The following is a 16,831-nucleotide window of genomic DNA, read 5'->3' as shown; positions in this document are numbered from 1 at the left end:
CCTCTCAGCGTACCGTAGCCGCGCCGGCTTCGCGGATGGCCTCGCCCAGATACTCCAGCGCCTGGTCGATCTGCGCCTGCGTCAGGTAGAAGTGGGGCGCAAAGCGGATCCCGCCGCCACGCATGGCACACAGGATGCCGTGCCCCTGAAGTCTCGCGCAAAGCGCTTCCAGGTCATCCACCGGCGGTCGGAACGTCAGGATGCCGGCACGCCGGCCGCGCGGTGTCAGGATTTGGCAGCCGTGCGCACGCAGGCCATCTTCCAGATGCAGCCAGTGCTCGCGGATCTCGTGGTCGATGCTGTCCAGCCCGATCTCCAGCAGAAGGGAGAGACTGGCGTGCAGGGCGTGAATTCCGAGCATGTTCGGACTGCCCGGTTCGAAACGCCGTGCACTCGTGGCGGGCTCGATCCCCGGGTTCGAGAAATCGCCGGCATGCGCCAGCATGTTCCAGCCATATTCCTGCAGCGTCAGCCGTTCGCGGATCTCCGGGTTTACGTAGAACACCCCGATTCCCTCGGGCGCCAGCATCCACTTGTGGGCATCGGCCATCACGAAGTCGGCATGGCAACCCGGGGCATCGAAGGGCAGGGCGCCCAGGTGCTGGATCGCATCAACACAGAACAGGATGCGCCGCGAGCGCAGTTCCGCACCCAGCGCCTGGATGTCGACCCGCAGCCCGGAGTCGTAGCGCACAGCACTGGTGGCCACCAGGCGGGTCCGCGCATCACATGCGGCCAGCAGGTCGCGCTCCGGTTCCTCGCCAATGGCGACCTCGCGCGCCTCGATGCCGAAACGCTCTGCGGCGGCCAGCCAGACGACACGATTGGACGGGAACTCGTGCGCCGGGAACACCACATTGTCGCCCGGCTGCCAGTCCAGGCCGAAGGCCACCATCGACAGCGCCTCGGACGTGTTCTTCACGAAGGCAATGTCCTCTGCGGACGGCGCCCCGATCAACGCCCGTGCGAGTTCCCGCGTCGCGTCGATTTGCTGCAGCCACTGCAGGTAGTCACGCGAGCCATGGGCCACGTTCTCCCGGGCGAAGCGGCAGACCGCGTCCTCGGTGCGCCGGGGCCAGGGGCCCACGGCGGCATGATTGAGGTGGATGATCCCTTCCTGTGGAAACTCCGGGTGCATGCGATCCTCCTTGGCGGGTGCCAAAGGGTAACCCAGTCAGGCGAGGCTTAGAACACCCGGAGAGACGCAGCCGAAGGGGCCCGCCTGCGCACCCGACCCATCAGGCGCGCCCGGGAACTGGTTGTGAAAATGCGGGCAAGTTGTTAATTTACCGGCTTCTGAAGGTCCCGCTACCCCGCCCTTCGACAGCGGCACGGGTCAGCATCTTACTCGCTGCTCTTACGGACGCCGTTCGCGTGCGAATGGTCATCCCGTATTCCTAGAGCTTGAGCGCCCCGAACGTCCCGGGATGCACGCCCATCCTCGCCCATCGCTGCGGTGAGGCACTCCAATTTCAGTTTGTCGGCACAGGAGTCGCGGATGAATTCCGTTGTTCAGTTCTATCGTGATCCCCAGCTTGGTGCGGTCGAGCCGCGCGAGTTCCGCGTCTTTAATGAACGCTCGATCGAACGCATCCCGGCCCTGGCCAGCCTGCCCGAGGCCATGCGCTTCGAGATGCAGGTGGTTGCCAGTGTGCTTCCGTTCCGGGTCAACGACTACGTGATCGAGGAGCTGATCGACTGGAGCCGGGTTCCCGACGATCCAATCTTCCAGCTAACCTTTCCGCAACGGGACATGCTGGCCCCCGAGGCCTTCGCGCGCATGGCCGTTCTGCATCACCAAGGGGCAGGGCGGGCCGAGATCCAGGCCCTCGCGCGCGAGCTGCGCGAGGAGCTCAACCCGCATCCGGCCGGGCAGATGGAGCTCAACCGCCCGAGCGAGGAAGCGGGCGAGGTCATCAACGGCCTCCAGCACAAGTACCGTGAAACGGTGCTCTTCTTCCCCGGCCAGGGCCAGACCTGCCACAGTTATTGCACCTTCTGCTTCCGCTGGGCCCAGTTCGTCGGTGACAAGGAGCTGCGCATCGCCAGCACCGATGCCGCGTTGCTGCACGACTACCTGCGCGGCCATCCGGAGATCAGCGACCTTCTGATGACGGGTGGCGACCCGATGGTAATGAAAACCAAGCACCTGAAGGCCTATCTTGAGGCCTTGCTGGAGCCGGAGCTGGCCCACATACAGACCGTACGGATCGGCACCAAGGCCCTGACATTCTGGCCTTACCGATTCGTGACCGACTCGGATGCGGACGAACTGTTGCGTCTACTGGAACGGCTGGTCGAGGCGGGCAAGCACGTGGCCCTGATGGCGCATTACAACCATCTGAACGAACTGCGGACCCCGATTGCCCACGAGGCCATCCGTCGGGTACGGGATACCGGCGCCGAAATCCGTTCCCAGGGGCCCTTGCTCCGGCACATCAATGACGACGCCGAGGCCTGGGCCGAGCTGTGGCGCGAACAGGTACGCCTCGGGATCATCCCGTACTACATGTTTGTCGAACGCGACACCGGGGCACGGCGGTACTTCGAGGTCCCGCTGGCGCGCGCCTGGGAGATCTACCGCGAAGCCATGAAACAGGTCTCGGGGCTCGGGCGCACCGCCCGCGGCCCCTCAATGAGCGCCGAGCCCGGCAAGGTGGAGATCCAGGGCGTTGCCGAGATCCAGGGCGAGAAGGTCTTCGTCCTGCGCTTCATCCAGGCACGCAACCCCGACTGGGTCCAGCGCCCGTTTTTTGCGCGCTACGATGACCAAGCCACCTGGCTCGATCAGCTCAAACCCGCCTTCGGCGAAGATCGCTTCTTCTTCGAGGACGAGCTGATGGCGATGAAGGCCGAATCGGCTCACTGAGTCCGCCTCAGCCGGTCGGGTTTGGCACAATGGATCTCATGGACAACAACACGCTCAAGCAACGCGACCTACGCACCCTCTGGCATCCCTGTACCCAGATGAAAGACTACGGCGAGGAGGGGACCCTCCCGCTGCTTCCGATCCAGCGGGGGGAGGGCGTCTGGCTGTACGATTTCGACGGCAATCGCTATCTGGATGCCATCAGTTCGTGGTGGGTCAACCTGTTCGGTCACGCCAACCCGCGCATCGGTGATGCGGTCAAGGACCAGCTGGACCGGCTGGAGCATGTGATCCTCGCCGGCTGCACCCACGAGCCGGTGGTCGAGTTGTGCGAACGCCTGATCGACATCACCCCCGAAGGCCTGGACCGGGTGTTCCTGGCGGACAACGGCAGCGCCGGGGTCGAGGTCGCGCTGAAGATGAGCTTTCACTACTGGCGCAACGTCGATCGCCCGCAGAAGACCCGCTTCATCCGCCTGTCCAACAGCTACCACGGCGAGACCCTGGGCGCCTTGTCCGTGAGCGATGTACCGCTGTACAGCGCAACCTACGAACCGCTGATGCTGGACGTGATCACCGTCCCGGCACCGGATTGTTTCGACCGCGAAGACGGCGAAACCTGCGCCGATGTGGCGCGTCGCCAGTTCGACCACATGGAACAAGCGCTGGCGGAACATGCCGATGAGGCCGCCGCGGTCATCGTGGAGCCCCTGGTCCAGTGCGCCGGCCACATGCGCATGTACGACCCTGAATACCTGCGGCTACTGCGTGAAGCCTGCGACCGTCACGGCGTCCACCTGATCGCCGACGAGATCGCAGTCGGCTTCGGGCGCACGGGCACGCTGTTCGCCTGCGAACAGGGGCCAATCACGCCCGATTTCATGTGCCTGTCCAAGGGCCTGACCGCCGGCTATCTGCCCATGGCCGCCGTGTTGACCACAGATACCATTTACCAGGCGTTCTACGACGATTACGAAAAGCTCAACATGTTCCTGCATTCGCATTCCTATACCGGGAATCCGCTCGCGTGCAGGGCCGCACTTGCCACACTGGACATCTTCAATTCCGATCCCGTTCTTGAGAGAAACCGGGAGCTTGCCGCCCATATCGAGAAACGACTTGAACCCTTGCGGGAACATCCGCATGTCGCCGACGTGCGCCAGCACGGCATGATTGCGGCGGTGGAACTGGTGCAGGACAAGTCCCGACGCACCCCGTATCCGTGGCAGGAACGTCGCGGACTGCACATCTATCGCCACGGCCTGACACGCGGTGCGCTGTTGCGACCGCTGGGGAACGTGAGCTATCTGATGCCGCCGTACGTGATCACCGAGGAACAGATCGACTTCCTCGTCGAGGTGATGACCGAGGGGATCGAAAAGGCCGTGCGCGCCTGAGGTGCGGGATCAGGCCTAAACGGGAACGGGATTGGGCCTGGCGCAGGCCGCGTTCATGACTTCGGTGGGAGCATCCCGGTCATTCCGCTCGAGACACGCCCATCTTCAATGTCGCATAATACATATTATGTTAAATCGGGGATAAGTGACGGTGTTGTTCGCCTTAGCGAGTCCCTGGTTAGCGAGTCCCTGGACCATGCACGTGCGGTCACCCGGCCCGGGTTCTCTCCCCGGCCGGTCCCCGGATTGTTAACGCCGTGGCGTCAGGAAAGACTGCTGATGACGTGCGTGAGGATCTGTTTCACCCGCGCCATGCCGACATCGAGATTCGCGGCGATGTCGTCCATGGTGATCTCGCCTTCGGCGCGTCCGGCCGCCCAGTTGGCGATTACGGCACAGCAGGCGTAGTTCAGCCCCAGTTCACGCGCCAGCGCCGCCTCGGGCATGCCGGTCATGCCCACCAGATCGCAGCCGTCGCGTTCTAGGCGATCAATCTCCGCGGCCGTCTCCAGGCGGGGTCCTTGCGTGGCCCCGTAGGTCCCGTGCTCCACGGCCTCGATACCCAGGTCGTCAATCGCGCGGATCAGTGTCTGGCGGACGTTGTCACTATAGGGCCAGGTCATGTCGATGTGGGTGACCTCTTCCAGGTCATTTCCCTCGAAGAAGGTATTCGCCCGTGACCAGGTGTAGTCGATGATCTGATCGGGGATCGCGACCATACCGGGCTTCATCTCTTCGCCAATCCCGCCGACTGCAGCCACGGCCACCACGTTGTCGATCCCGGCATTTTTCAGCGCCCAGATATTGGCGCGGTAGTTCACCTCGTGCGGCGGGATGGTATGCCGGGCCCCGTGCCGTGGCAGAAACACGATCTCGGTGTCGTTCAGGCGGCCGAACACCAGCGGCCCCGAGGGTTCGCCATACGGCGTGTGCATTACCTGACGCCGGGTGATCTCCAGATCCTTCAGCCGGGTCAGGCCGGTGCCGCCGATGACGGCGATACGGGGTGTGGACATGAGCGCCTCGGGCGTCAGTGGTTTAGTGGTCGGCCACGGCGAAGATGCCGGGCGCATTGCGCAGATAGTCCTGATAATCCATACCGTACCCGAACAGGTAGCGGTTCGGGGCCTCCAGGGCGGCGTAGTCGACGGTGATCGCCGGATCGCGTTCCGGGTTGTGCTTGTCCACCAGGACGATGGACATCACCTGCGCAGCGCCCTGCTCCTCGCAGAACGTCTTGATTCCCTCCAGGGTAATCCCGCCGTCGAGGATGTCATCCACGATGACAACGGTTCGGTCCTTGAGCGACGCCTGCGGACGTGCCAACCAGTGCAGCTGTTCGCCGCCGCGGGTGCCACCGCGATAGCGCGTGGCGTGCAGGTAATCCACCTGCATGGGAAACGACCAGCGGGTCAACAACCCGCCCATCAGCACCACACCCCCGTTCATCACGCCCATGACCAACGGATTGCGGTCCTTCAGCGTGCTGGCCGTGCGTTCCGCCAGGCGGTCGATCGCCGTCTCGACGGCATCGCGGCTGAAGAGGCAGTCGGCGTCGCGCAGCGTGGCTCGGGCCTGTTCCGGGCTCATGGCATATCCTGAGGGTATCGATGCGGGGAAATCATGTCCGAGCGCCGAACATTCGGCAAGGTTGGCCTCGCCTTTTCGGGGCCCGGAAACGCAACCGGCCGGCACAAGGGCCGGCCGGTTGAAAACGAACGTCGATAACCTTAGTAGGTAAAGGTGACCGTGTCGTCGTCCATCGCTTCGGAGATGACGTAGGCGCCGCCCACGGTTTCTTCGATCTCCGGAATCAGGTCGTTGCCCCACAGATCCAGCGTCGGGGTGCAGACCTTCATTACGACGCCGGCTTCGTGGGCGTCCTTCATGAAGTCGTAGACGCTCTTGCTGGAGCCTTCCTGCACGAACAGGTTCTCGGCAACGCCCTTCTTGGCGAGCTCGCCAGCACGGCCGGTCATCACGATTTCAACGTCGTATTCCATGGCGGCAGCCACGGTGGCCTGGAAGAACGGGGCACCCAGTTCGGAAGCGTTGCTCGGGTCGGTGTTGACCATGACGATCATGAGCTTATCGGCCATTTTGGATCTCCAACTTCAGTGGTGAGTGTGAATATTACTAGCTGCTCAACTGCAAACCGGTGGCGCATTATAGGCGGCTCGGCACGCGGGTGCCAATGCGCCCTTTCCATGGGGTTATGCAGTGGCGATCTGGCTCGCTTGAGTCCAGCGCGCCAACCGCGCGCGCAGTGCGACGAGACCCTGTGGATCAGGCTCCACTGGGCGCGCCCGCAAGCGTTCCAGTCGACGCCGCGATTCAGGTGACAACGGCTGATCCGCCTGGGCGGCAAGGATGATGTCGGCTTGTTCCGGCTGGTTGCAAATCAGCACCATGTCGCAGCCGGCCGCCCGTGCGGCCGCAGCGCGCTCGGCGGGACCGCCGATGCCCTCTGCCCCAGCCATGGCGAGGTCGTCGCTGAGGATCGCCCCGCGATAGCGCAGTTCGCGGCGCAGGATGTCCTGCAGCCAGACGCGCGAGAAGCCCGCGGGATGTTCATCCACCTGTGGGTATACGACGTGTGCCGGCATGATGGCCTCGAGGTCCCCGAGCACCGGGCGAAACGCCTCCAGGTCCTGATTCTCGATCTCGGAGAGTGGACGGTCGTCGACCGGCAAGGCGACATGCGAATCCGCGGCAACAGCCCCGTGACCCGGGAAATGCTTGCCCACGGCCGCCATGCCGGCCGCGGACAGGCCCCGGATCAACTCGCCGGCCAGGCGCGCGATCACGTCCGGGTCGTAATGGAAGGCACGATCGCCGATGATCTCGCTGATGTCGAGGTCGCGATCCAGCACCGGGGTAAAGCTGAAGTCGATGTCCACCGAGCGCAGCTCACGCCCGAGAAGTTCGCCGGTCGCATGCGCGAGCTCGCAGGCCTTGTTGCGGTCGTAATCGTGGACATGGCCCAACTGACGCATCGGCGGGATGGCGGTGAAGCCATCGCGCAACCGTTGCACCCGTCCGCCCTCCTGGTCCACCGCAATCAGGATGCCGGGGCGCTCGGCGCGAATGGCGGCGACCAGCGCGCTCACCTGCTCCGCAGTGCCGACGTTGCGGGCGAACAGGATCACGCCGCCGGTGGCGGGATGACGCAGGCGTTCACGGTCTTCGGGAGTCAGTTCGGTACCGGCGACATCGAGCATCACCGGACCCAGGGGCAAGGGGTCGTTCTTGGACATCACTCAGGGGCTCGATTCGGCGCTCCCGCGGGAGCCATCTTTTCAGGATAGCGAGGCTTCGGGGAGAAAGGCGAGTGCCTTGAGCTTTTCGATGCGATTGCGAATCCGGGCGGCCTCCTCGAACTCGAGGTCGCGGGCCTTGGCAAACATCTCCTTTTCCAGGCGTTCGATCTCCTTGGCCGCGTTGTCCGGCGCGCCCACGTAATCGGCGCCCTCCTCCGCCACCTTTCGACCTCGTCGGCCGCCGGCGCCGGGCATCGCGTTGCGCGCCTCCAGGATGTCCGCAACGTTCTTGCGGATGCCGATGGGCGTGATCCCGTGGGCCTCATTGTGCTCGATCTGCTTGGCCCGGCGGCGCTCGGTCTCGTCGATCGCACGCCGCATGGATCCGGTCACCTTGTCGGCGTACAGGATCGCCTTGCCGTTGACGTTGCGTGCGGCGCGGCCGATGGTCTGGATCAGCGAACGATCGGAGCGCAGGAAGCCCTCCTTGTCGGCATCCAGGATCGCCACCAGCGAGACCTCCGGCATGTCCAGGCCTTCGCGCAGCAGGTTGATCCCCACCAGCACATCGAACTCGCCCAGGCGCAGGTCGCGGATGATCTCCATGCGCTCGACGGTATCGATATCCGAGTGCAGGTAGCGCACGCGTACCCCGTGCTCGGACAGATAATCCGTCAGATCCTCGGCCATGCGTTTGGTCAGCGTGGTGATCAGGACGCGCTCGTTGCATTCGACCCGATCGCGAATCTCGGAGAGTGCGTCGTCCACCTGGGTACCGGCCGGGCGGATCTCCAGGATCGGGTCCAGCAACCCGGTCGGGCGCACCACCTGGTCCACGATCGCGTCGGCATGCTCACGCTCATAGGGCCCCGGGGTGGCGGAGACGTAGATCGTCTGCGGCTGCAAGGCCTCGAACTCCTCGAAACGCAGCGGCCGGTTGTCCAGCGCCGATGGCAGGCGAAAGCCGTATTCCACCAGCGTCTCCTTGCGCGAACGGTCGCCCTTGTACATCCCGCCCACCTGCGGGACCGACACGTGCGACTCGTCGATCACCAACAGCGCATCCTTGGGCAGGTAGTCGAAAAAGGTCGGTGGCGGCTCGCCCGGGGCGCGGCCGGAGAGGTAGCGCGAGTAGTTCTCGATGCCGTTGCAGTAGCCGATCTCGAGGATCATCTCCAGATCGAACAGCGTGCGTTGCTCCAGCCGCTGTGCTTCGACCAGCCGGTCTTCCTTGCGCAGAAAATCCAGGCGCTCCTTCAATTCGTCGCGGATGTGGTCCACCGCCCCCAACAGGGTTTCGCGCGGCGTCACGTAGTGGGTCTTCGGGTAGATCGTCAGGCGCGGGACGGTGCGCAGCTGCTCGCCGGTCAGGGGGTCGAAATACGACAGGCGTTCCACCTCGTCGTCGAACAGCTCGATGCGCACCGCCTCGATGTCCGACTCCGCCGGGTGGATGTCGATGACTTCGCCGCGGACGCGGTAGGTCGCACGGCGCAACTCCGCATCGTTGCGGGTGTACTGTAACTCCGCCAGGCGCCGCAGCAAGTCGCGCTGGTCAATACGCTCGCCGCGCTCCAGATGCAGCACCATGGAAAGATACTTGCGCGGATCACCCAGGCCGTAAATCGCGGAGACCGAGGCCACGATGATCGCATCGCGGCGCTCCAGCAACGCACGCGTGGCCGACAGGCGCATCTGCTCGATGTGGTCGTTGATCGACGCGTCCTTCTCGATATAGGTATCCGAGGACGGGACGTAGGCCTCCGGCTGGTAGTAATCGTAGTAGGAAACGAAATACTCCACCGTGTTGTTCGGGAAAAACTCCTTGAATTCCCCGTACAATTGGGCGGCCAGGGTCTTGTTTGGCGCCAGGATGATGGTGGGGCGCTGGATATTCTCGATCACATTGGCGATGGTGAACGTCTTGCCCGACCCGGTGACCCCGAGCAGGACCTGATGTGCCAGGCCCGCCTCGAGGCCTTCGGTCAATGCCGCGATCGCCGCCGGCTGGTCGCCAGCCGGCTGGTATTCGGACACCACCTGGAATTGTTCGCCTTCGCCTGGCTGCACCTTATCCTCCGCGCCTGATTTCAGTATCATTTCGCACCCGACCGCCCGCGCGGCCCTTCGCCCCGATCACACAGAGGCCCCACCTTGGAAATCGAGCTCTCCGACCGCGTCCAGCGCATCCAGCCCTCCCCCACTCTCGCCGTCAGCGCCCTGGCCGCCCAGTTGCGAGCCGAGGGACGGGACATTGTCGGGCTGGGGGCGGGAGAACCGGATTTCGATACCCCCGAGCATATCAAGCAGGCCGCGGTCGACGCGCTTGCCCGCGGAGAAACCAAGTACACTCCGGTGGACGGAACGGTCAGTCTCAAGGCCGCCATCATTCGGAAATTCGATCGCGACAACGGCCTGACGTTCACCCCCGACCAGATCCTGGTCTCCTCCGGCGGCAAGCAGAGCATCTTCAACCTCTGCCAGGCCCTGCTGAACCCGGGCGACGAAGTGGTGATCCCAGCCCCCTACTGGGTCTCCTACCCGGATATCGCCCTGCTCGCCGGTGCCCGGCCGGTGGTCGTCAGCGCCGAGCAGGAAGCCGGCTTCCGCATCACCGGCGCACAGCTGGAAGCGGCGATCACCCCGAACACCCGCCTGGTGTTCCTGAACAGCCCGTCCAACCCCACGGGTGCCGCCTATTCGGCCGAGCAACTGACGGAACTGGCCGAGGTCCTGCGGCGCCATCCGCGCGTCGTCATCGCCACCGACGATATGTACGAGCACATCCTGTTCGGCTCCACGCCGTTCGTGAACATCGTCAACGTGGCCCCGGACCTGCTGGACCGTACCGTGGTCCTGAACGGCGTTTCCAAGGCGTACGCGATGACCGGCTGGCGTATCGGCTACGCCGGTGGACCGAAGAACCTGATCGCGGCGATGAAGAAGATCCAGTCGCAAAGCACCTCCAACCCGACTTCCATTGCCCAGGCCGGCGCCGAGGCCGCACTCGATGGTGACCAGGCCTGCGTGGTCGCCATGTGCTCCGCCTTTGCCGAGCGGGCACGTCGTGTGGTCGACGGCCTCAATGCCATCGACGGCATCGAGTGCCTGATGCCAGACGGTACGTTCTACTGCTTCCCGCGCATCACCGGATTGATGCAGGCCGCGGACATCGATACCGATGTGGCCCTGACCAAGCAGCTGCTGGACGAGGTGGGGGTGGCCCTGGTTCCGGGCAGCGCCTTCGGGGCCCCTGGTCATGTCCGCGTCTCCTTTGCCACCAGCGTCGATCAGCTCGACAAGGCCCTGGAACGGCTGCGCCAGTTCGTGGCCAACCACAGCTGAGGCCCCGAACGGCGGTAAAACGCGAAGGGCGGCCAGATTTTCCTTGACGCCCCCGCCCCGCCCCATTAGGATTTGCGCCCAATTCCCCGGTAGCTCAGTCGGTAGAGCGGGTGACTGTTAATCACTAGGTCGGCGGTTCGAGCCCGTCCCGGGGAGCCAGATAAAGAAAAAGGGCCAGGTCGCAATGACCTGGCCCTTTTTCGTGGTGCGTACTGCGGTGCCGATTACTCGGGATCGTGTTCGATGGCCTCCAGAGAACCGATATAAATCGCGATGGCGCGGCGATCGGCATCGGTCAGATGGGCAGTGCCGTGATCGATCACGTCGGCCATGCCGCCGCCGGCAAAATCACCGTCGCGGGTCAGGCCCATCTCCAGATAGCGCGCGATATGCCGCTCCCCCCAGCGTCCGATGCCGGTTTCGCGATCCGGGGTGATATTGGAGGCAACGTCCCCGTCGGGCAGTCGGGCGCCGGCCCCAATGCGCTTGAGGTCCAGACCGCCGGTCCGCGTGCGCGGAGTATGGCACTCCATGCAATGCCCAAGGGCGTTGGCGAGGTAGGCCCCACGGTTCCATTCGTCCGACTGGTCGGGGTCGGCCTCGAAGGTGCCCGGTTCGAAATGCAGCCACTTCCAGCCCGTCAGGGATGACCGGAACCGGGCATACCAGACCAGGTCATGCGGGGTGTTTTCTCGAGCGACGGGCTCCACCTCGGATTGCAGAAAGGCCCACAGGGCTTCGACGTCTCGCGGCTGCATCTTGGTGTACGACGTATACGGAAAGGCCGGATAGTAGTGGCGTCCGTCCGGGCTGCGGCCCTCCAGCAGGGCGCGCTTGAAGTCCTCTTCCGACCAGCCCCCGATACCGTGTTCCGCATCCGGGGTGATGTTCGGACCATAGAACGCACCAAACGGGCTCTCGATCGCACGCCCGCCGGCCAGGAATTCCCCGTCTTCTGCCGTGTGGCAGGTCACGCAGCCACCGGCTCGCAAGACGTACTCACCGTAGGCGATCTGCTCGTCGGTACCCGCGGACGGGTCGTGCTCGCCAATCTGCACCCCTGCCTGCACCGTGGCCGCCGATCCAACCAGAAAAAGGGCTGACAGACAGGCTGTCAGCCCCTTGTTGCCTGCTAGCACTGCGGATTACTCGCGGCGGAAGTCGTCGTGGCAAGCCTGGCAGGACTGCCCGAGGTTACGGAAGCGAATGGCGTATTCGCCTTCGTCACCGGCCTCCACGGCTGCGTGCAGGGCTTCGGCGGCCTCCAGCGTGTCATTGGAGAGCTCCTCGAAGCGTTCCCAGTCATCCCAGATTTCTTCCTTGGCATCGGTATCCGGGAAATCGCTCCCCTCCGGAAAGAGGCCCGGGATGTCCTGGCTCAGCGCTACCAGCTGGCTGGTATGCATCTCGAGGTTGTCGCCGAACTCGGCTCCGTCCACCACCACGGCGGCAATGGCGCCCACGTTGCCACCAATGGCGCGCATCACACCCTGGCGGTAGTCGATCGTGGCCTCGTGCTCATCGAATGCGTGAACGGTACTTCCGGCACCCAACCCCAGGGTCAGTGCGGCGGCCACGGAGGTGGCGGTAATCAGGCGTGCGACGTTCTTCATGGTGCTTCCTCCCTGTAACAATCAAGACTTCGCGGATATCTGGCGAACCGGATATGCGAAGCCACTATAAACGGCGGGCCCGCCCGATTTCCATGAGCGAAATGGATTACCCATCACGATTGCGGGCTTTCCCGATTGACCACAACCCGTGCGCGGGGTTCCCGGACGAACCCGGTACAATCGCATTACGCCCAAGCGCTTCCGAGAAGATGACCCTGAACTCCCCCAACACGACCGACGAGACCGCCCTTCGTCAAGCCATCATCAACACCGGCCTGGAGACCAATCGTCGGGGGCTCAACCAGGGCACCTCGGGCAACATCAGCGCGCGCTTCGGCGACGGCATGCTGATTACGCCTTCTGGCATCCCGTACGAGGCGTTACAGCCGGACGACCTGGTGTATGTCGATGCAGATGGACAATGGGCGCCTGGCCGCAAGCCCTCGAGCGAATGGCACTTCCACCGCGCCATCCTGCAGGCGCGACCAGAGCTGGGAGCGGTCGTCCATGTCCATTCCGTCCATGCCAGTGTCGTGGCGATCCAGGGACGCGACATCCCCGCGCTGCACTACATGATCGCCGCCGCCGGCGGGAACTCCATCCGCTGCGCCCCGTACGCCACGTTTGGAACGGAGACCCTCTCGCGGCTCGCGGTGGCGGCCCTGCGGGACCGCACGGCCTGCCTGCTCGCGAATCACGGGATGATTGCCACCGGGACGGACCTGGAGCGCGCCCTGTGGCTGACCGAGGAGGTTGAACTCCTGGCACGGCAATATGTGCTGAGCCTGCAGATAGGAGGGCCGCAATTGCTGGATGACGCGGAGATGGATCGCGTCCTGGAAAAGTTTCGCCACTACGGGCCGCAGCGCGACCGGGATTAGGCGCGCGCAGACAGCGCCACGGTCAAAGGCCGGGGGTGACACCTTCCCCATTGGCCAGCGGGGCCGAGCGCGGGGCGAAATCGACCCGGTCTCGGGTTTCCAGATAGTGCTGCAGGGCCCAGGTCACCGACGGGAAGGCGCGCTCCTCCGGCAGTTCATCGAATCGGAACAGGCCAACCTCTTCCGATTCAGGGCCCGGGGCAATCGCATCGCTCAGCAAGCGCGCCCGATAGATCATCTGCACATGCCCGATGTGCGGGACGCTATAGACGCCCAGCAACTGTTCGATTTCCAGATCGGCCCGTGCCTCCTCCCAGGCCTCGCGGCGGGCCCCCTCGGCCGGGATTTCCCCCTTTTCCATGAACCCCGCCGGCAGGGTCCAGAAACCACGACGCGGCTGAATGGCCCTTCGGCAAAGCAATACGCGGTCTTCCCAGATGGCCACGCTGCCGACGATGATTCGCGGGTTTTCGTAGTCAACGAAGCCACAATGGTCGCAGACTCGCCGGTCACGATCATCGCCGTCCGGGATGTGGTGGTGGAAGCTGGGGGTCAGACTGGGCTGATTGCGACTCATGGCAGTACCGTTAGGGGCGTTAAAGTATTAAATACAAAGTCCTACGGCGTTACGCGGCACGCCGCATGGTCGGGCTCGAACACGCACCGGTGGCCGCGGTCCACAATAGAGGTTCGCGTACCGAGGCAGTAAAGAGGGGATCATGACCACACGCACACGCTTTACCGTTGGTGAGCTCATTCACCATACCAAGTTCGATTACCGGGGTGTGATCGTCGATGTGGATCCGGTGTACGCCGGGTCGGACGAATGGTACGAAACCGTGGCCAAGAGCCGCCCACCCAAAGACCAGCCGTGGTATCACGTGCTGGTGGACGGCTATTCGCACAGTACCTACGTGGCCGAACGCCACCTGGAGCCGGATACTCGCGGCGAACAGATCGAACACCCCGCCCTCGGGCAGTTCTTCGATCGTTTCATGAACGGCCGCTACTCGCGCCACGGCGAGCCCGGCGCCCACTAACCCACAACTGCAGGGAAGACCATGGCACAGGACAACCGCCGCAGCCGCGTCGTCACCGAAGGGCCCCGCCGCACGCCCAACCGCGCCATGCTGCGCGCAGTCGGCTTCGGCGACGACGACTTTCAGCGCCCGATCGTGGGCATTGCCAACGCCCACAGCACGATCACGCCCTGCAACATGGGCATTGGTGTCCTCGCCGCCCGCGCCGAACAGGCGGTGCGCCAGGCCGGGGGCATGCCACAGACCTTTGGCACCATCACCATCTCCGACGGCATCTCCATGGGGACGCCGGGGATGAAGTACTCGCTGGTCTCGCGCGAGGTCATCGCCGACGCCATCGAGACCGTAGTCAACGGCCAGAGCCTGGACGGCATTCTCGCCACCGGCGGCTGCGACAAGAACATGCCCGGGGCGATGATTGCCCTGGCCCGTCTCAACGTGCCGGGCATCTTCGTCTACGGCGGAACCATCAAGCCCGGGCACTACAAGGGTCAGGACCTGACTATCGTCAGCGCCTTCGAGGCCGTGGGCCAGCATGGTGCCGGCAATCTGTCCGACGAGGACCTTCAGGGCGTGGAACGCAACGCCTGCCCCGGCGCCGGCTCCTGCGGCGGCATGTTCACCGCCAATACCATGTCGAGTGCCTTCGAGGCCATGGGCATGAGCCTCCCCGGTTCGTCCACCCAGGCCGCCGAGGACCCGGAAAAGGGCGATTCGGCCGCCCGGTCGGCCGAGGTCCTGGTAGAGGCCATCCACGCGAACCGGCGCCCGCGCGACATCCTGACCCGCGAGGCCTTCGAGAACGCCCTCGCAGTGGTGATGGCCATCGGGGGCTCCACCAACGCAGTACTCCACCTGCTGGCGATTGCGCATGCCGCCGAGGTCCCCCTGGACATCGACGATGTCGAGCGCATCCGCCGCAAGGTCCCCGTGCTGTGCGACCTGAAGCCCTCCGGGCGCTACGTGACCACCCAGTTCCATGCGGTGGGCGGCACGCCCCAGGTGATGAAGATGCTCCTGAATGCCGGGCTGATGCACGGTGAGTGCCTGACGATTACCGGGGCCACCCTGGCCGAGACCCTGGCGGAGATCCCCGATACGCCCTCCCCGGATCAGGAAATCATCCGCCCGCTGGAGCGGCCCCTGTACCCACACGGGCACCTGGCCATCCTCAAGGGCAATCTCGCGACCGAGGGCGCGGTGGCCAAGATCACCGGACTCAAGCGGACCGCCATCGCCGGCCCCGCGCGCTGCTTCGACTCCGAGGAGGCCTGCCTGGATGCCATCCTCGACGGCCAGATCCAGGCCGGCGATATCCTCGTCATCCGCTACGAGGGGCCGCGTGGGGGTCCCGGCATGCGCGAGATGCTAGCCCCGACCGCCGCGATCATCGGTGCGGGCCTGGGCGATTCCGTTGGTCTGATTACCGACGGGCGCTTCTCCGGCGGGACGTACGGAATGGTGGTTGGACATGTCGCCCCCGAGGCGGCGACCGGCGGCACGATTGCGCTGGTCCGGGACGGGGATACGATCGAGATCGATGCCGGAGAAAACCGGCTCACGCTGCAGGTCGACGAAGCCGAGCTGGAACACCGCCGCGCGGCCTGGGAGCCGCCGGTGCCCCGCTTTGACCGCGGGGTCCTGGCGAAATACTCGCGTATCGTGGGCTCGGCCAGTCGCGGTGCCGTAACCGACGATTTCACCTGACGGCGGGGAGCAAAAGAGTCCGATGACGCACCCGGACCCCCGCCACCCCGACTTCAGCATGATGCCGCCGGTGATCGGCTTCCTGCTGATCGCCAACGTGGGCCTGTTCCTCACCATGCCGTGGCTGGGTGACTGGTTGATCACCCATTTCGGGCTCTGGCCCATCGGCACGCCGGCCACCGTCCATCAGGACGGCAGCTGGATGCGGGTGCCCGACTTCCAGCTCTGGCAGCTGGTCAGTTACGGCTTTCTGCACGGCGGTCCAGTCCATTTGTTCGTAAACCTGTTCGCCGTATGGATGCTGGGCGTGCAGATCGAGAACGCGTGGGGTTCACGCACCTTCGGGACCTACTTTCTGGTGTGCGTGATCGGCGCCGGGCTGGTGCAGCTGGTCATCACTGCCCACGGCAACGGTGACATGATCTACCCGACCATCGGGGCCTCGGGCGGGGTATTCGGGGTTCTGCTCGCGTTCGGGATGATGTTCCCCAACCAGCGCCTGTTCCTGATCTTCCTGCCGATCCCGATCAAGGCCAAGTACTTCGTGATCGGCTACGGTGCGCTGGAGCTGTACCTGGGGATCTCCGGCACGCTCGCCGGCATCGCCCATTTCGCTCACCTGGGCGGGATGGCCTTCGGCTTCCTGCTCATCCAGTACTGGCGCGGGCGCCTGCCGATCCGCCCGCGTCAGCGCCGTTTCTGGTGGTGACAGGACCCGC

At 64.6% G+C, this 16,831-nt stretch carries 16 protein-coding genes and 1 tRNA gene; 8 read left to right on the top strand and 9 right to left on the bottom strand.

Annotated elements, in window-relative coordinates; translation table 11 throughout:
- Positions 1-4 precede the first annotated feature (4 nt).
- Positions 5-1,138 carry an aminotransferase class V-fold PLP-dependent enzyme gene (locus D579_RS0106375; RefSeq protein ID WP_018951447.1) on the bottom strand — a complete coding sequence of 378 codons (1,134 nt, stop codon included), beginning with the start codon at positions 1,136-1,138 and terminating at the stop codon, positions 5-7.
- A gap of 360 nt (positions 1,139-1,498) precedes the next feature.
- Between D579_RS0106375 and D579_RS0106370 the strand changes: the two genes are divergently transcribed.
- Positions 1,499-2,869, top strand: coding sequence for a KamA family radical SAM protein (locus D579_RS0106370; protein WP_018951446.1), 1,371 nt, complete (start codon positions 1,499-1,501; stop codon positions 2,867-2,869).
- Positions 2,870-2,907: 38 nt separating this feature from the next.
- On the top strand, positions 2,908-4,266 hold the full coding sequence (locus D579_RS0106365; RefSeq protein WP_026289453.1) for an adenosylmethionine--8-amino-7-oxononanoate transaminase: 1,359 nt from the start codon (positions 2,908-2,910) through the stop codon (positions 4,264-4,266).
- 263 nt (positions 4,267-4,529) lie between these two features.
- Here the strand turns inward: D579_RS0106365 and D579_RS0106360 are convergent, their stop codons facing one another.
- From D579_RS0106360 to uvrB, 5 genes are all read right to left on the bottom strand, one after another.
- Entirely contained in the window at positions 4,530-5,282 is a 753-nt protein-coding gene (locus D579_RS0106360; protein WP_018951444.1) for an S-methyl-5'-thioinosine phosphorylase, read from the bottom strand.
- A 22-nt stretch (positions 5,283-5,304) separates the two neighbouring features.
- Entirely contained in the window at positions 5,305-5,856 is a 552-nt protein-coding gene (locus D579_RS0106355) for a hypoxanthine-guanine phosphoribosyltransferase (protein WP_018951443.1), read from the bottom strand.
- A gap of 140 nt (positions 5,857-5,996) precedes the next feature.
- Positions 5,997-6,365 (bottom strand): DsrE family protein, encoded by a 369-nt coding sequence (locus D579_RS0106350; RefSeq protein WP_018145688.1) that lies wholly within the window; start codon positions 6,363-6,365, stop codon positions 5,997-5,999.
- A 114-nt stretch (positions 6,366-6,479) separates the two neighbouring features.
- A complete protein-coding gene (nagZ, locus tag D579_RS0106345; protein WP_018951442.1) occupies positions 6,480-7,523 on the bottom strand; it encodes a beta-N-acetylhexosaminidase in 1,044 nt (347 codons plus the stop codon).
- Positions 7,524-7,565: 42 nt separating this feature from the next.
- Positions 7,566-9,596, bottom strand: a complete 2,031-nt coding sequence (gene uvrB, locus D579_RS0106340) for an excinuclease ABC subunit UvrB (protein ID WP_018951441.1) — start codon at positions 9,594-9,596, stop codon at positions 7,566-7,568.
- An 84-nt stretch (positions 9,597-9,680) separates the two neighbouring features.
- Between uvrB and D579_RS0106335 the strand changes: the two genes are divergently transcribed.
- On the top strand, positions 9,681-10,871 hold the full coding sequence (locus D579_RS0106335) for a pyridoxal phosphate-dependent aminotransferase (RefSeq protein WP_018951440.1): 1,191 nt from the start codon (positions 9,681-9,683) through the stop codon (positions 10,869-10,871).
- Between the two features lie 83 nt (positions 10,872-10,954).
- A tRNA-Asn gene (locus D579_RS0106330) sits at positions 10,955-11,030 on the top strand.
- A gap of 65 nt (positions 11,031-11,095) precedes the next feature.
- On the opposite strand, the gene D579_RS0106325 is transcribed toward D579_RS0106330, so the two are convergent.
- Together D579_RS0106325 and D579_RS0106320 are read right to left on the bottom strand one after the other, a co-directional pair.
- On the bottom strand, positions 11,096-11,977 hold the full coding sequence (locus D579_RS0106325) for a cytochrome c (protein ID WP_081621698.1): 882 nt from the start codon (positions 11,975-11,977) through the stop codon (positions 11,096-11,098).
- Between the two features lie 39 nt (positions 11,978-12,016).
- Positions 12,017-12,484 (bottom strand): cytochrome c, encoded by a 468-nt coding sequence (locus tag D579_RS0106320; RefSeq protein ID WP_018937592.1) that lies wholly within the window; start codon positions 12,482-12,484, stop codon positions 12,017-12,019.
- A 209-nt stretch (positions 12,485-12,693) separates the two neighbouring features.
- On the opposite strand from D579_RS0106320, the gene D579_RS0106315 reads away from it, so the two are divergent.
- Positions 12,694-13,365, top strand: coding sequence for an L-fuculose-phosphate aldolase (locus D579_RS0106315; RefSeq protein WP_018951438.1), 672 nt, complete (start codon positions 12,694-12,696; stop codon positions 13,363-13,365).
- Positions 13,366-13,387: 22 nt separating this feature from the next.
- On the opposite strand, the gene D579_RS0106310 is transcribed toward D579_RS0106315, so the two are convergent.
- Positions 13,388-13,942: an NUDIX domain-containing protein gene (locus D579_RS0106310; RefSeq protein ID WP_018169764.1), complete on the bottom strand. Its 555-nt coding sequence runs from the start codon at positions 13,940-13,942 to the stop codon at positions 13,388-13,390.
- 142 nt (positions 13,943-14,084) lie between these two features.
- Between D579_RS0106310 and hspQ the strand changes: the two genes are divergently transcribed.
- The 3 genes from hspQ to D579_RS0106295 are packed head-to-tail and all read left to right on the top strand — an operon-like array spanning position 14,085 to position 16,821.
- Positions 14,085-14,405, top strand: a complete 321-nt coding sequence (gene hspQ / locus D579_RS0106305) for a heat shock protein HspQ (protein ID WP_018169763.1) — start codon at positions 14,085-14,087, stop codon at positions 14,403-14,405.
- Between the two features lie 21 nt (positions 14,406-14,426).
- On the top strand, positions 14,427-16,112 hold the full coding sequence (gene ilvD / locus D579_RS0106300) for a dihydroxy-acid dehydratase (RefSeq protein ID WP_018951437.1): 1,686 nt from the start codon (positions 14,427-14,429) through the stop codon (positions 16,110-16,112).
- A gap of 22 nt (positions 16,113-16,134) precedes the next feature.
- A complete protein-coding gene (locus D579_RS0106295) occupies positions 16,135-16,821 on the top strand; it encodes a rhomboid family intramembrane serine protease (RefSeq protein ID WP_018145698.1) in 687 nt (228 codons plus the stop codon).
- The last annotated feature ends 10 nt before the right edge of the window (positions 16,822-16,831 follow it).

Source organism: Thioalkalivibrio sp. AKL12 (genome assembly GCF_000377925.1).
GTDB lineage: Bacteria > Pseudomonadota > Gammaproteobacteria > Ectothiorhodospirales > Ectothiorhodospiraceae > Thioalkalivibrio > Thioalkalivibrio versutus.
This window is presented reverse-complemented; position numbering and strand designations above follow the sequence as displayed.